Raw genomic sequence first — 15,158 nt, forward strand, 5'->3', positions numbered from 1 at the left:
GCGAGTGCCTGAGTAACACGCCGCAAGACAAAAGAGGGACCTGCGCTCGGAGGGGGGTGCAGGTCCCTCTTTTCTCATGTGCCTACTTCTTCGGCGGCACCGCCGGCATCCCCAGGAACGGCAGCCGCAGGGCGCCGAAGGCGTCGGCCGGGACCACCGGGTTCGCCGGCTCCACCGGCTTCAGCCGCTCGTACGGGCGGCCCTGGGCCGGACGCGGGTCCGCCTCGCCCTGGTTGGGCCAGTACGACATCGCCCGCTCGGCCTGCGCCGTGATGGTCAGCGAGGGGTTCACACCCAGGTTCGCGGAGACCGCCGCGCCGTCGACGACCGAGATGCCGGGGTGGCCGTACAGCCGGTGGTACGGGTCGATCACGCCCGTCTCGCGGGAGTCGCCGATCGGGCAGCCGCCGAGGAAGTGGGCGGTGAGCGGGGTGCCCATCAGCTCGCCGACGTTGCTGCCCGCGAAGCCGTTGATCTCGGCGGCGAGCGCGGAGGCGGCCTCGGACGCGGCCCTGATCTGCTTGGGGTTGGGCGCGCCGTGGCCCTGGCGGGCGGTCAGCAGACCCTTGCCGACGCCGTCCGGCTTCAGATACGTCGTCAGGGAGTTGTCCAGCGACTGCATCACCAGGCCGATGATGGTCCGCTCCGACCAGCGGCGGTTGGAGAGCGAACGGGCGACCAGCAGCGGGTGCCGGGCCGCGTTCGCCAGCCAGGCCAGGACGCGGGAGGAGCCCTCCGCGTAGGGCACCTGGAGGATGGACAGACCGCCCATCGCGTTGGAGCCCTTGCCGTAGCGGACCGGCTCGATGTGCGTGTTCTCGTCCGGGTGGACGGAGGACGTGATCGCCACGCCCCGCGTGAAGTCGGCCTCGGGCGTGCCGTGCGCCTTGCGGTAGCGCCGGTTGTCCGTCTGGGCGCCCACCAGGGCCTCGGAGTTGGTGCGGGTCAGCTCGCCCAGCCGGCCGGAGAGGTACGGCAGCTGGCCGTGCGCCTTCATGCGGTGCAGCAGCGTCTGCGTGCCGTAGGTGCCGGCGGCGAGGACGACCCGGCGGGCCGTGAAGGTGCGGCCCTTGCCCTTCTTCTTCTGGTCCGTGGGCAGGGTGGCGACCGCGTGTCCGCCGCGCGAGTCGTCGGTGACGGACACGACGGTCGTCATGGGGTGCACGACCGCCCCCGCCTTCTCGGCGAGGTGGAGGTAGTTCTCGTTGAGGGTGTTCTTCGCGCCGTGCCGGCAGCCCGTCATGCACTCACCGCACTCGGTGCAGGCCTTGCGGTCCGGCCCCACGCCGCCGAAGTAGGGGTCGGCGACCGGCCCCCCCGGCTCGGCCTTCGCCGTCCCGTCCGCGTCCTCGCCGTCCCCGAAGAACACCCCGACCGGCGCCAGGTGGAAGGTGTCGCCGACACCCATCCGCTGCGCCGCCGCCTTCAGGTGCACGTCGGAGGGGGTCATCGTCGGGTTGAGCCGTACGCCGAGCATGCGCCGCGCCTGGTCGTAGTACGGCTTCAGCTCCTCCTGCCAGTCGGTGATGTCCCGCCACTGGGGGTCGTCGAAGAAGGCCTTCGGCGGTACGTAGAGGGTGTTGGCGTAGTTGAGGGAGCCGCCGCCGACACCCGCGCCCGCCAGGACCATGACGTTGCCCAGCAGGTGGATGCGCTGGATCCCGTACATACCGAGCTTGGGGGCCCAGAGGTAGTTCTTCAGGTCCCAGGAGTTCTTGGGGAGCGAGCCGCGGGTGAAGCGGCGGCCGGCTTCCAGGACACCGACGCGGTAGCCCTTCTCGGTGAGGCGGAGGGCGGTCACGGACCCGCCGAACCCGGATCCCACCACGATGACGTCGTAGTCGTAACCGTCTTCGTCGTGACCGTCGTACCCGTCCTCGTCCCGGGTCTGGACAGACTTCTCCTGCGACACGTGCTCTCCTCGTCGAGAACGGGTGCTGTCGGGCTGGGTGGTTGGCCGGCTACCGGAGGCGGAACGCCTTCATCAGCTTCAGGCTGGTGCTCATGAACGCCGCGTACTTCTCGTCGTCCATGCCCAGCGAGGGCGCCATCGGCAGCAGCCGCTGCTGGGCGATCGTCTGGGCCTCGGTGTACTTGAGGATGCCCTCGGAGCCGTGGCGGCGGCCGAGGCCGGAGTCCTTCATGCCGCCCATCGGGGACTGGACGCTGCCGTAGGCGGGGGCGTAACCCTCGTTGACGTTGACGGTGCCGGTGCGCAGCCGGGCGGCGACCTCGCGGCCGCGGCCGCCGTCCTTCGTCCAGACCGAGGAGTTCAGGCCGTACGGCGTGGAGTTGGCGAGTTCGACCGCCTCGTCCTCGGTCCTGAAGCGGTAGATGGAGACGACGGGGCCGAAGGTCTCCTCCGTGCACACCGACATCGGCTCGGTCACGCCGTCGAGGATCGTCGGCTCGTAGAAGTACGGGCCGATGTCCGGGCGGGCGACCCCGCCGGCGACCACCGTGACGCCCTTGGCGACGGCGTCCTCCACGTGCCGTGTGACGGCCTCCAGTTGCCGGTCGCCGACCAGTGAGCCCATGTCGGCGCCGTAGGCGAGGGACTTGCCCAGCCGCATGGCCTTGGTGCGGGCGGCGAAGCGCTCCAGGAAGGCGTCGGCGATCGACTCGTGGACGTACAGCCGCTCGATGGAGATGCACAGCTGGCCGGCGGAGGAGAAGCAGGCGCGGACGGCGCCCGCCGCGGCCTTGTCCAGGTCGGCGTCCTCCAGGACCAGCATGGCGTTCTTGCCGCCGAGTTCGAGGGAGACGCCGACCAGGCGGGCGGCGGCGCCCTGGGCGACCTCGCGGCCGGTGCGGGTGGAGCCGGTGAAGGAGACGTAGTCGGCGTGCTTGACGACCTCCGGGCCGACGACGGGTCCCTCGCCGAGCACGACCTGGAAGACGTCGGCGGGCAGTCCGGCCTCGATGAGCAGGTCGCGGGCCCACAGGGCGGTCAGGCAGGTCTCCGTGTCCGGCTTCATCACCACCGCGTTGCCCGCGACGAACGCGGGGAGCGCGTCGCCGACCGACAGTTCCAGCGGGTAGTTCCAGGGGGCGATCTGGCCGACGACACCGCGCGGGTGGCGCAGTTCGGTGACCTTCGTGAGGGTCGGTACGGCGCCGGTGTGCCGCTTCGGCCTCAGGTACGAGGGTGCCTTGCGGCCGTAGTGCCGGGCCGCGACGGCGACGGCCTGGACCTCCTCGTGGGCGTGCAGACGGGCCTTGCCGGTCTCCAGCTGGATGAGGTCGAGGACCTCGGCCTGGCGTTCCAGCACCAGGTCGTGGAAGCGGAGCAGCACGGCGGCACGCTGCCGTACCGGGGTCTGGGCCCAGACGGCCTGGGCGGCGCGGGCCCGGTCGAAGGCGTCGGCCACGTCCTCGGGGGTGGACTCGGGCAGGTCGGCCAGCTTGTCACCGGTGAAGGGGGTGTGGCTCTCGGTCTTGCCGGAGCCGACGACGCCCTTGGTGAGCTGGGCTATCAGCTCCGGGGTGACCACATCGGCGGCGGTACGGGCGCCCTCCGGGGCGGGGGCGAGGGGGTTGGTGCCGGTCTTTTCCGGGGCCTGCGAGTCCGTCATGAGGCGCAGGGTATGCCGGAACCACACCTTTGGGTACCCGTGGGTAACGGGGATTCACCGACTGCTCACACGACGCCAGTGACCACTGGCAGTGAATGCGCTGATCAGGGCGTTGTGGGGGTGGCGGTGAGTGCGGGCGGGGATTGCCCGGCGTCCTCTGCGATGGCGTCCAGCACGGCGGCCACCTCCTCGGCCTCCGGCCGCCCGGCCGGTTCCGGCGCCAGCAGGCGGGCGACCAGCGGGCGGAGACCGGCGGCGACTCCGCCCGGGACCGGTTCGTTGCCGCCCGGAACCGGTCCGCTTCCGGCCGGGACCGGCTCGTTGCCGCCCGGGGCCGGCTCGTTTCCGATGGCGGCGCTCAGCAGCGCGCCCAGGGACCACAGGTCGGAGGCGGGGCCCGCGCCGGGCTCGACCCTCCGCTCGGGTGCGACGAAGCCGGTGCCGGTGTCGGTGCCGGACGGGGAACCGGTGCCGTGGGCGTGCCCGATGCCGAAGTCGGTGAGGACGACGCGGCCGGTGCCGGATTCGAGGAGGACGTTGGCGGGCTTGACGTCGCGGTGGACGATGCCGATCGCGTGCGCCGCGCGCAGGGCGCCGAGGACGGCGAGACCGATCCGGGCGGCCTCGGCGTCGGGCAGGGGCCCTCGTTCGAGGATCGTGTGCAGGGACTCGCCGAGGACGAACTCCATGACGATCCAGGGGAGTCCGTCCTCGAGGACGACGTCGTGGATGCGCACGGCGGCCGGATGGTCGACGCGGGCGGCGGCGCGGGCCTCGCGGTACAGCCGGTGGGCGGCCCGCGTGTGCTCCTCGTCCTCCGGATCACCGGGCGGCAGGGGCCGCTTGACGGCGACGTACCGCCTGGTGGACTGGTCCAGCGCCCGCCATACGGTGCCGGTACCGCCCTCGGCGCCGGTGCCGGTGCCCGTGCCGCCGATGCCGATGCCGATGCGCTCGATCAACCGGTAGCGCCCACCGAGCAGACGTACGCCGGGCACACGTTCGCCGTCTTCGCTCATGTCCCATGAGTACCGTGCACACCGTGCCCTTGTCGACGCGGACGGGGTCAGGCCGCCCAGCGGCCCAGGGAGAACCGGCCACCCACCCGCCGCACCTCCACGGCGCCGCCCCCGCCGAAGTGTGCCGGGATCACCAACTCCCCCTGGTCAGCGGCCCTTTCGAGGACCCGTCGCCTGCTCCGGGCGGCCTGTCGCGGATCGAGGCAGAAACAACTGCTGCACTCCGGATGAAGGATCTGCACCGGGTTGTGGAGCAAGTCCCCGACGAAGGCGGCACGTTCACCGCGCGAGGCGACCCTGAGCACGGACGAACCGGGGGTGTGGCCCGGGGCGGCCTCCAGGGTGAGGTGCTCGTCGATGCGGTGCTCCCCCTCCCAGCGGACCGCCAGCCCCGCGCGGTGCACGGGCGCGACACTGTCCTCGTACACGAGCCGCTCGTCCACGCGCTCGCCCCCGCCGTATCCGCCGTACCCGCCCTCCGGCCCGAAGTGGAGGTCGTCGGGGGCCGGGAGGAGGTACTGGGCGTCGGGGAAGGTGGGCACCCATGCGCCGCCGGCGTCGTGGGTGTTCCAGCCGACGTGGTCGGCGTGGATGTGGGTGTTGACGACGACATCGACGTCCCCCGTCCGCACCCCGGCCCGCTCCAGCAGCCCCGGCAGGTCACCCTGCCGCTGGTGGAAGAGCGGATTCCCGGGCCGCTCCCGCCCCCTGCCCACCCCCGTGTCCACGAGCACGGTCCGCCCGCCGCTGCGCAGCACCCAGGTCTGCATCGCGGCGACCGCCCGGTCGCTGCCGGGCTCCCAGTGGTCGGGGGCGAGTTGCTCCTCGTACTCCTTCCACAGCTCGGGTCCGACGCCCGGGACGAGGTCGGGCGCGGGCACGAAGGGGCCCTGCCATTCGACGATCCGGAGGACCTCGACATCACCGATCACGAATCTCTGCACGCTGTCTTCAGCCATGACTCGGAGGCTAGGAGCACGGGCATGAGCGTTCCAATGCCCGTACGGCTCATGTCGATACGCTCGCGTCTCATGGATGTGGTGAGCGACGCGATCTCCGTCGTCCGTACCGGGCGGCCGTCCTCCAACCGGCTGCGGGTGGGCGGGCGGTGGTGCGTGCGGCTGTCCGCGTACGAGGGGGCGGGTTTCCATGTGGTGCTCGGCGGCGGCTGCGTGCTGCTGCCCGACGGGGGCGGCGAACCGGTGACGCTGGGCGCGGGTGACGTGGTGCTGCTGCCGCACGGGGCGGGGCATGTGCTGGCGGACGGGCCGGTGCCGGCGGGGGATGTGCGGCGGGCGGTGCCGTTCGAGGAGGTGACCGAGGCGGACGTACGGCGGGTCGGTGGCGGGCCCCACGTGGAACTGCTGTGCGGCAAGTACCGCCTGGACCGGGCCCGGGTGCACCCGCTGATGGCGGAACTGCCCGAGGTGGTCCATCTGCCGAACCGGGTCGGCGCCCATCCCGAACTCCGCGCCGCTGTGGACCTCCTGGCCCGCGAGCTGACCGGCGACCGCCCGGGTGCGACCCTCGCCCTGCCGAGCCTGCTGGACCTCCTGCTGGTCTACATGGTCCGGGCGTGGCTGGCGGAGGCGAGCACCGGCGCCTGGTCGGCGACCCTGTCCGACCCGGTGACCACAGCGGCCCTGCGCGCCCTGCACGCCGCCCCCTCGGCCCCCTGGACCAACGCCCGCCTGGCCACCGAGGCCGGCGTCTCCCGCGCGACCCTGGCCCGCCGCTTCACCTCCCTGGTGGGCCGCCCGCCCATGGCCTACCTCACCTGGTGGCGCCTCACCCTGGCGGCCACCCGCCTCCGCGACACGGACGCCTCCCTCGCCACCGTGGCCCGCGATTCCGGCTACGCCAGCCCGTACGCCCTGTCACATGCGTTCAGCCGGGAGTTCGGGGTCACTCCGGGGAGGTATCGGCAGGGCGTTCGGAGTGCATGAGCCGCAATCGATCCCCACCACCGCCCCGAACCGATTCGGCCCCCTGATTGTCATTCGCACTCCAACCGTTCATCCAAAGGTCGGAGATATGAGTCACAGTCGCTCAGCAACTGGCAGATACGGGCCGGGTCCGTCCAGCAAAGTCACAGGTCAACACGCTTGGACATGGCCTATATCCGCCAATCACATCCGTCAACTCGGCTTGAAGAAGCGCGCCCTTCAACCTACTCGCGCTTCAACCGCCATTGACGCATGGTAGGTTCACATTCCGTCAGGTCTCCCCCGCATGAATAGCGTCTCCAAGGAATATTGGAGCCCCTATCGACTGGGGTACGCCCAGTATTCTCCGGAGAACACCAGATGGCTGAGCCCACCATTTCGGTGATTGTCGCCGCGTACAATGCGATGCCTTATCTGACGCGTTGCATCACCTCTGTCGCCGAGCAGAGCATCGGTCCCGACAAGCTTGAGATCATCGTGGTGGACGACGGATCGACCGATGGGACGGCGGCCGAGCTGGACCGGCTGAGCGGGCTCTACCCGGGGTTGCTGCGCGTCGTCCACCAGGGGAACTCGGGTGGTCCGTCCGCGCCGCGCAATGCCGGGCTGGAGCTGGCCGGCGGTACGTTCGTGTTCTTTCTGGACGCCGACGACCACCTCGGCCCCGAAGCCCTGGAACGCATGGTCCGCATGGCGCAGGACAACGGCACGGACGTCGTCCTCGGCAAGATGGTCGGCGTCGGCGGACGCGGCGCGCCCACGTCGATGTTCAAGCGCAACCAGCCCCGCACCGACGTCTTCTCCTCCCGCGTCTACTGGACGCTCAACCCGATGAAGCTCTTCCGCCGGGAGCTGCTGGAGCGGCACGGGCTGCGTTTCCCCACCGACCTGGCCATCGGCGAGGACCAGCTCTTCGTCGGCGCGGCCTACCTGCACGCCTCCGGCATCTCCGTCGTGGCCGACTACGACTGCCTGTTCTGGGTGCTGCGCGAGGACGAGGGAAACATCACCCGCAGGCTGAAGGGCTCGGAACCGCGGCTGCGGTTCCTGCCGCGCGTGGTCGACCTGATCCTGGAGAACGTGCCGCCGGGCCCCGGCCGGGACCACCTGGCGCACCGGCATCTGACCGTGGAGGTCCAGCAGATCCTCGCGGACCAGCTCGTCTTCGAGCACCGCGAGATCCAGGAGAAGATGCTCGGCCAACTGGCCGAGGCCATCGAGCCGTTGTGGCACGACGGGTTGAACGACCGGCTGTCGGCGATGGCGCGGCTACGGCTGTACCTCGTACGCAACCGCATGCTCGACGAGCTGCTGGAACTGGTGGAGTTCGAGAAGGGGCTCGCCCGGAGCAAGGCGGCCACCCCGCTCCTCGTCGAAGCCGGCCGCGCCTACGCCCGCTACCCCTTCCTCCGCGACCCCCCACACCCCGTCCCGGACAGCTGCTACGACGTCACCGCCCAGCTCGGCACCCTGCACCGCGTCACCCGCGCGGAGCCGCGCGGCACCACGCTCCACCTGGCCGGCCACGGCTACCTCCACCGTGTCGAGACGCGCGAGGTCGCCACCGAGCTGGTGCTGCGGGAGCGTGGCAGCAAGGTCGAGTACCGGCTGCCCGTCACCCACACCGCGACGCCCGGACTGGGGGCCGCCGAGGACGACGGGCGCTTCGCCTACGACCTCGCCGGCTTTGAAGCCACCGTCGACATCACCACCGCCGCGGACGGCAGGCCCCTCACCGGCGGGCTCTGGGACATCTCCCTCGCCATCGGCGCCCAGGGGCTGTCCAAAGAGGTCCGCATCGGCAGCAAGCGGGCCGAGAACGTCTCCGGCGAGGCGAGCACGCACGTGGTCCCCGGCACCGGTGCCGGCACCGGTGCCGGTGCCGGTGCCGGTGCCGGTGCCCGTACCGGCGAGGAACTGCGCGCCGTCACCCTCTACACCACCAAGCCGCACGGCAACTTCACCCTCGACCTCGATGAGCGCAAGCATGAGGTGCTCCCGCGTCTCGGTCTCGGCGACATCCGCTGGGCCGCCGACGCAGCCACCGAGCTGGAGGTCACCGGCTGGTGCGCGCTCGCCGGGTACCCGGAGGGCGCTCTGGTGGTGGAGCTGACGGACGGTGCGGACCACACCATCGCCTTCCCGGCCCGCCGCGTCCCGGACTCCCCCGACTTCGTGGCCCGCGTCCCGGTGACCGGGCTGCCCGCCGGGGTCTGGAGCGGGGAACTGCGCCTCGGGCAGTGGGTGCTGCCACTGCCCGGACCGCCCCCGAACCTGGTCCCGGCCAAGTGGCACCGACGCTCCCTGCCCTGGTACGCCAAACCCGTCCCGGACCGCGGCGGGCGGTTCGCGCTACAGGTGGCGAAGACCGACCTCGTGAAGGCGGTCGTGGGGCGGCTCCGGGTCAGGTAGGCGCGAACGTGTCGACCGCGACGTCGAAGTACTCCCGCGCCTCCGCGACCTTCCCCACCGGCGCCGACACCCACACGTCGTACATCCGGCCGTCCTCCTCCCAGCACAGGTCGTAGGTGTGCCGGGGGCCCTCCGACGCGCTGAAGCCGTTCCAGGTGAACTCCCAGAGCGCGGCGGGCTTTCCGTCGTGCGTGGTCCGCGTGACCCGACCGTCGTGGTAACCCGGGTTCGTGCTGGCGCCGTTGGCTGCGGAGCGGCTCATCACCGCCAGCGGGCCGCCGGTCTGCGGGTCGGCCGCCTTGATGCCGAGGCGGAAGGTGTCCCACGGCGACATGTAGAAGACGCGCTCGCCCTGCGGGTCCCGGGTGAAGCCCTCCGGCACCGCGAGCGAGAAGCCGGCGGGGTCCCGCGCGAGGCGGTAACCGGAGGGCGCGGTGTGGGAGTTCGCGGCGGCCGGGCTGGTGGCGGCGCCCCGGGTCACGGTGACCGTGGGGGTGGGTGAGACGGACGCACTCGTCGTGGGGCCCGGCGCCGAGCTCGTCGGCGTACCGCCGCCGTCCCCGTCGCCCCCGTGCATCAGCAGCGCCGCCGCCGACACGCCCGCCCCGGCCATCGCGGCGACCAGCAGCGCCGCCACCAGCACGCCCCGCGTGGAGTGCCCGGCCGGAGCCGGCGAGGGCGGGGGTGGGGGCGAGAGCGGCGGTGTGCGGTGGGGGACGTCCCGCTGGGTCGGCGTGTACGGCACCGCAGGCCCCGGTGTGCGGCCCGTCTCCCGGAACGCCCGCAGCATCCGCTCCGCCTCCGCCGCGCCCAGCCGCCGGTCCGGATCCCGCTCCAACAGGCCCCGTACGACGGGCAGCAGCGGCTCGGCCTGCGCGGGCGGACGGATCTCGGCGGCGACGACGGCGTGCAGGATGCCACCGAGCGAGTCCCGGCGGAACGGCGACTCGCCGCTCAGCACGGCGCACAGCAGCGCACCCAGCGACCACAGGTCGGACGCGGGTCCGGTCCGCGCCCCGGACATCCGCTCGGGCGCGGTGTACTCGGGCGAGCCCACGAAGGAGCCGGTCTCGGTGAGCGTCGTGGCCCCGGCGACCTGCGCGATCCCGAAGTCGGTGAGGACGACGCGGTCCGTGCCGGACTCGACGAGCACGTTCGCGGGTTTGATGTCCCGGTGCAGGACGCCGGCCTCGTGCGCGGTGCGCAGCGCGCTCAGCAGGTCGATGCCGATCCGGGCGGCCTCGGCCGCGTCGACCGGGCCGCGCGCCGCGATCCGGTCGGCGAGCGAACCGCCGTCGATCAACTCCATGACGATGTACGGGCGTTCGTCGTCCGCCACGCCGTCCTCCACGACGTCGTGCACGACGATGATGTGCGGATGGCGCAACTGGGCGACCGCACGGGCCTCACGCAGGGTGCGGTCGCGTTGCTGCCGTGCCTCCTCGGCCGAGAGGGAGGCCTCCAGGGCCAGTTCCTTCACCGCCACCCGGCGGCCCAGCAACTGGTCGGTCGCCCGCCACACAACACCCATACCGCCGCGCCCGATCCGCGCCTCCAGACGGTACCGGCCCGCGATCACACGGAAGTCGTCCCCCTCGGTCCCCATGGGCCCATCATGCCCCACACGGACGCGACCGCTCCGGGCCGTACGCCCGGGTGGCCGACAACCGACGCCCGAAAGGTCAGGCGACGGGCGGCTGCCAGCTCTGCAACACCCACTTGAACTGCTTGCTCGTCCTCGCCCAGTCCTTTTGGGGCGTGGACATGTAGATCGCGTACTCGGTGCCCTCCCGCGAGAAGTACGTCTCCTCGATGGCGTGCCGCGGCCCGGCCACGTACGGCGGGTCCTTCGCCAGCGCGTTCCAGGTGTACTCCCACAGCGAACCCTTGCAGTCACGGTAGACGTTGGCCTTCAGGGTGGCCTGCTGGTAGTTGACCAGGTGCTGCCGAAGGTAGTCCTCGAGGTCCTTCTGGTGCGAGTTGGCGTCGAGGAAGTCCGGTGAGGTGTCGACGGCGATGCGGACGAAGTGCTTGCCGCCGTCGGGCGAGTAGTCGATCTGCTTGATGCCGCCGGCCAAGGTGTCCGCCGAACGCCGCCAGCTCTCGGAGGGCAGGGAGATGCTGAAGCCCAGCGGGTCGTGTTTGGTGATCCAGCCGGCCGGGATGCCTCCGGCCGGAGCCTGGGAGGAGGAGCCCGAGTCCCCGGGAGCCGGTGCGGCGCCGGAGGTGTCGTCCTGCTGCTGCCCGGAGCCGTACTTCTGCCATGCCACCGCGCCGACCCCACCGAGGACGGCGGCGAAGGCGACGACGAGCGCGAGCGTACGCAGGCGGCGGCGCCGGGGACGGACGGTCGCCGGGGGCTGGGTGACGGCCGGGGGGCCGACCGTCGTCGGCGTGGTGCCGGGGCCCTGGCCATGACTTTGGCTGTGGTTCTGGCCGTACGGGGGCGCAGCCGTCTCCGGCGGGTACGGCGTCCCCGTCCCGCTGGAGTACTGGGACCCCGACCCGCTGGAGTAGGGGGACCCCGACCCGCTGGAGTACTCCGTCCCGGCGGGATGCTGCGGTCCGGTCCGCGTGAACGAACCGTCGTGCCGCGTCGGTACGAACGCCTGAGCCGCGCTCGGCCGCCGACCCTCCGCCGCTTCGGCGAGCATCTGCTCCGTCTCGTCCGCGCCGGGCCGCTGCGCCGGGTCCTTGGACAGCAGGGCGGTGATCACGGGCCCGAGCGGACCGGCGTACTGCGCCTCGCCGGCCTCCTCCTCGACGACCGCCTGCATGGTGGACAGCGGCGAGGTGCGGCGGAAGGGCGAACGGCCCTCGACCGCCGTGTACAGGGTGGCGCCTAGCGCCCACAGGTCGGAGGACGGGCCCGGGTCGTGGCCGCGCACCCGCTCGGGGGCGAGGTAGTCGACCGAGCCGACGACCTCTCCGGTACGGGTGATGGTGGTGTCGCCCTCGATCTGCGCGATGCCGAAGTCGGTGAGCAGGACCCGGCCGTCCCGGCCGAGCAGGACGTTGCCCGGTTTGACGTCCCGGTGCAGCACCCCGGCGCCGTGCGCGGCACGCAGCGCGCGCAGCACCCACAGGCCGATACGGGCCGCTTCCCGCGGCTCCAGGCGCCCTTGCTCCTTGACCGCGTCGGCCAGCGAGTTGCCCTCGACCAGCTCCATCACGATCCACGGGCGGCCGTCGTGCTCCAGCACGTCGTGCACCGTGACGACGGCCGAGTGGTTGATGCGCGCGGCGGCGCGGGCCTCGGCCCGGGTACGGGCGAGCAGGACCGCCTGGTCGCTCTCGGACACGTAGAGCGCGGCGGTCAACTCCTTGACGGCGACCGTCCGGTGCAGCACCTCGTCGTGGGCGCGCCACACCCGGCCCATGCCACCGCTGCCGATGGAGTCGGCGAGCCGGTAGCGGCCCGCGATGAGCAGGCCCTGCATCTGATTCACGTTGCCCCGCAATGGTCTTGACAGGGTCAGACTAAGGACCCGCCTGCCGACAGGGAACAAGTGGGGGGTCATGGAGACAGCACTGTGACGGTTCTCGCTTTGCGGGACCGAGGGCAACCCTGGGGCGACGTCGCGGCGTCACCCGGTGTACCGGTAAGTAGCCGACGCCTGCTCGTACAGCCGCGTCACCTCGTCCCGCTCCGCCTCCGGGCCCCGGACCTGCACGATGTGGTAGCGGCCGTCGATGAGGATCGCGATGTTGCGTACGAACAGGTCGCGTCCCCCGTCGGTCCAGGTGAACTGCCCCTCGGCCATGGTCCGTCCGCCCACCTCGATGGTCCTCAGGCCGGTGGCCGTGGCCCAGCTGGAGTCGCGGTAGGGCTGGAGCTCGCTCTCCTTGTCCCGCTGGTACACCATCGGATCGCTGCCGTACTTCGACGCGCCGTCCCGCCCCGGTACGACGATGAGCTCGAAGTTCCCGTGGGAGTAGACGACTTCCCCGCGCCCGTTCTTGGGCGTGCGGGCCCAGCCCTTGGCGACGGCGAGCTGGAAGCCCTCGGAGTCCTTGCTCAGGGTGAATCCGTCCGCGACGTCCGGGTTCGTGGTGGTCTGGGTCTCGGTGGAGGGGGCCGACCGGGAGGGGCTCGGGTCCGTGCTCGGCGAGGTCCCGGCCGAGGACGGCGAGCCGCTGGGGGTGGGTGCCCGACTCGCGTCCCCCACGGCTCCCGTACGGTCGCCGCTCGCCGCTCCGCCGCTGTTCTCGGACTTCGGCATGAACAGCATGGCGTAGGCGACCGCGCCGGCCAGCAGGAGCAGTATCAGCAACAGCAGGGTGCGGCCGAGGCTGCGGGGCGAGCCCTCCTCCTGCCTGGCCCGCTTGTGCCGGCCGTGCGCGCTGTTCGCGGGCAGCCCGGCGCGCCGCCTGCGCACCAGCTCGCCGCGCCGGCGCACGATCGGCAGCCGGCTCGGGTCGGGGGGCGGCGCCGCTATCACATGCGTACCGGCCTCCGGTTCGGGCGCGGAACGCACGAGTGAGCGCAGCCAGCCGCCCAGTTCCTCGAAGTCGAGCCGCTCGGTGGGGTCCTGGCGCAGCAGCGACTCCACCACCGGCCTGAGCGGCCCGCACTCCTCCGCGAAGGCGGGCGGTTCCGCACACACCAGCTGCACCAGCTCGGCCGTCGAGTCCTCCGGGTACGGCGCGTGTCCCTGTACGGCCCGGAAGAGCAACGCACCGAGCGCCCACAGGTCGGTGGCCGGGCCGATCGGAGCCGCCAGCTGCCAGTTCTCGTGCACCGGCCCGGCCTGCTCCGGCGCCCACCGCTCGGTCACCGGCCCCACCACGGTCATCCGCACCTGCCTTGCCCGTTCCACGGCGAGGGGAGTGGCGGGGACGGAGGGGGTGCGGCGGGCCGGGGCGCCCCAGTGGGGCTCGCCGGGGGCGGACGGGCCGGCGGCGGGCAGGGGCATGGCGGTGGTCTCGCCCGGGGGCAGTGCCGTACGCGGCTGACCGCCGGTCACGGCCGGGGGCGTGGCTTCGGGGGCGCCGCGCGGGACGGCGCCGTGCCAGGGCGCGGCCCGCACACCGTAGGGGTCGGCGATCTGGCCGGGGGGCGTCGTGCCGGTCCGCTGGTCGGTGCCCTGCCCCGGGACGACGTACGGCGGTTGGGCCGCGCCGTTCGCCCGGCCCGTGACGCCGGTGTCGTCCTCGGCGGGCGGGCGGGCGCCGGGCAGCGCGGCCCGTCCGTTCTGCTGTGCCTCCTGCACGCGTGCCGCGGCCCGCGCGCCCGCGCGATACGCGGCGATCGCCCCGGCCCGCGCGGCCCTGATGTCCCCGCCGCTCTCCAGCGCCCGGCGGGCCGGCGCACCCGGACCCGGGTCGGCGTCCGTCTCCTGCGCGCCGGGGGCGAGCCCCCCGGCCGCCCGTGCCTGGATCGCGGCGCGCCGGGCTGCCTCGGGATCCACCTCGACGGCAGCCGCCCCACGGGGGGCTCCGGAAGCGACGGGACCGGCGGGACCGTCGGGACCGTCGGGACCGTCGGGGCCTTCGGTGTCACCCCCGGCCGGCCGCTCGGGGAAGCCGTCCTGGGCGGGCACCGGGTCGTACCCGGACAGTGCCTCCTCCGCCGCGCCGACCGCGAGACCGGTCAGCATCACGCGCCCGTCGTCGCATATCAGGACGGTGCGGGCGGTGATGTTGCGGTGGACCCAGCCGTGGGCGTGCAGCACCCTGAGCGCCATCAGCACGTCGGAGGCGACCTCCGCGGCCCGGTACGGCGTCAGCGGCCGCTCCGCCAGCAGCGCGGCGAGCGGACGCGCCGCGACCAGTTCGCTCACTATCCACAGCGAGCCGCCCTCGGCGAACACGTCGAAGACCTGGTCGAGCCGCGGGTGGTCGGGGATGCGGGCCGCGGCCTGCGCGGCCTCGACGGCCCGCCGTACCGCCGGGTCGGCGGGCTGCCGGGTGGCGGCCCGGGTCGCCGGAGGCCGCCGCGCACCGGTCTGACGTGCCGTGAAACCGTCGGGCAGCCCTTCCGCGTCGAGCACCTCGGCCTCGACGATCTCCGGCAACGGCACCTGGCGGACCAGGACTTCCTGCCCGCTGTAGGTGTCGAAGGCCCGGGTCTCGGTGAGTTCGTACTCGTCGGAGGGCGGCAGCGGCAGGCGGTAGCGGTCGGCGAGTACCCGACCCGCATAGTCGTCCACTGTGCCTCCCCCGGCCACCCGGTTGGTCAAATCCGCTCGCGGCGCGGCCCGTTG

Annotated in this window: 9 protein-coding genes; 2 read left to right on the forward strand and 7 right to left on the reverse strand. The window is 72.6% G+C overall.

The genetic code is table 11. From position 1 onward, the window contains the following. Positions 1-82: 82 nt before the first annotated feature. The 4 genes from ABZ915_RS27850 to ABZ915_RS27865 all read right to left on the reverse strand — a co-directional run bounded on the left by ABZ915_RS27850 (position 83) and on the right by ABZ915_RS27865 (position 5,553). The gene (locus ABZ915_RS27850) at positions 83-1,912 is read right to left on the reverse strand and encodes a GMC family oxidoreductase (protein WP_361808766.1); all 1,830 of its coding nucleotides are present in this window, start codon (positions 1,910-1,912) and stop codon (positions 83-85) included. Between the two features lie 49 nt (positions 1,913-1,961). Then, the gene (locus ABZ915_RS27855; protein WP_361808769.1) at positions 1,962-3,575 is read right to left on the reverse strand and encodes a succinic semialdehyde dehydrogenase; all 1,614 of its coding nucleotides are present in this window, start codon (positions 3,573-3,575) and stop codon (positions 1,962-1,964) included. Positions 3,576-3,679: 104 nt separating this feature from the next. Continuing rightward, entirely contained in the window at positions 3,680-4,594 is a 915-nt protein-coding gene (locus tag ABZ915_RS27860; RefSeq protein ID WP_361808772.1) for a serine/threonine-protein kinase, read from the reverse strand. A gap of 47 nt (positions 4,595-4,641) precedes the next feature. Continuing rightward, positions 4,642-5,553 carry an MBL fold metallo-hydrolase gene (locus ABZ915_RS27865; protein ID WP_361808775.1) on the reverse strand — a complete coding sequence of 304 codons (912 nt, stop codon included), beginning with the start codon at positions 5,551-5,553 and terminating at the stop codon, positions 4,642-4,644. 72 nt (positions 5,554-5,625) lie between these two features. Here ABZ915_RS27865 and ABZ915_RS27870 point away from each other — a divergent pair, with 72 nt between their 5' ends. Together ABZ915_RS27870 and ABZ915_RS27875 are read left to right on the forward strand one after the other, a co-directional pair. After that, positions 5,626-6,540 (forward strand): AraC family transcriptional regulator, encoded by a 915-nt coding sequence (locus tag ABZ915_RS27870; protein ID WP_361809106.1) that lies wholly within the window; start codon positions 5,626-5,628, stop codon positions 6,538-6,540. A gap of 360 nt (positions 6,541-6,900) precedes the next feature. Continuing rightward, positions 6,901-8,952 (forward strand): glycosyltransferase family 2 protein, encoded by a 2,052-nt coding sequence (locus tag ABZ915_RS27875; protein WP_361808778.1) that lies wholly within the window; start codon positions 6,901-6,903, stop codon positions 8,950-8,952. Here ABZ915_RS27875 and ABZ915_RS27880 read toward each other — a convergent pair. The 3 genes from ABZ915_RS27880 to ABZ915_RS27890 form a co-directional block, all read right to left on the reverse strand. Next, the gene (locus tag ABZ915_RS27880; RefSeq protein ID WP_361808781.1) at positions 8,945-10,558 is read right to left on the reverse strand and encodes a serine/threonine-protein kinase; all 1,614 of its coding nucleotides are present in this window, start codon (positions 10,556-10,558) and stop codon (positions 8,945-8,947) included. The genes ABZ915_RS27875 and ABZ915_RS27880 overlap by 8 nt on opposite strands. Positions 10,559-10,634: 76 nt before the next feature. Next, positions 10,635-12,392, reverse strand: a complete 1,758-nt coding sequence (locus ABZ915_RS27885) for a serine/threonine-protein kinase (protein WP_361808784.1) — start codon at positions 12,390-12,392, stop codon at positions 10,635-10,637. 147 nt (positions 12,393-12,539) lie between these two features. After that, positions 12,540-15,104 carry a protein kinase gene (locus ABZ915_RS27890; protein ID WP_361808787.1) on the reverse strand — a complete coding sequence of 855 codons (2,565 nt, stop codon included), beginning with the start codon at positions 15,102-15,104 and terminating at the stop codon, positions 12,540-12,542. Between the last annotated feature and the right edge of the window lie 54 nt (positions 15,105-15,158).

Origin of the sequence: Streptomyces sp. NPDC046915 (genome assembly GCF_040644935.1) — a bacterium.
Lineage (GTDB): Bacteria > Actinomycetota > Actinomycetes > Streptomycetales > Streptomycetaceae > Streptomyces.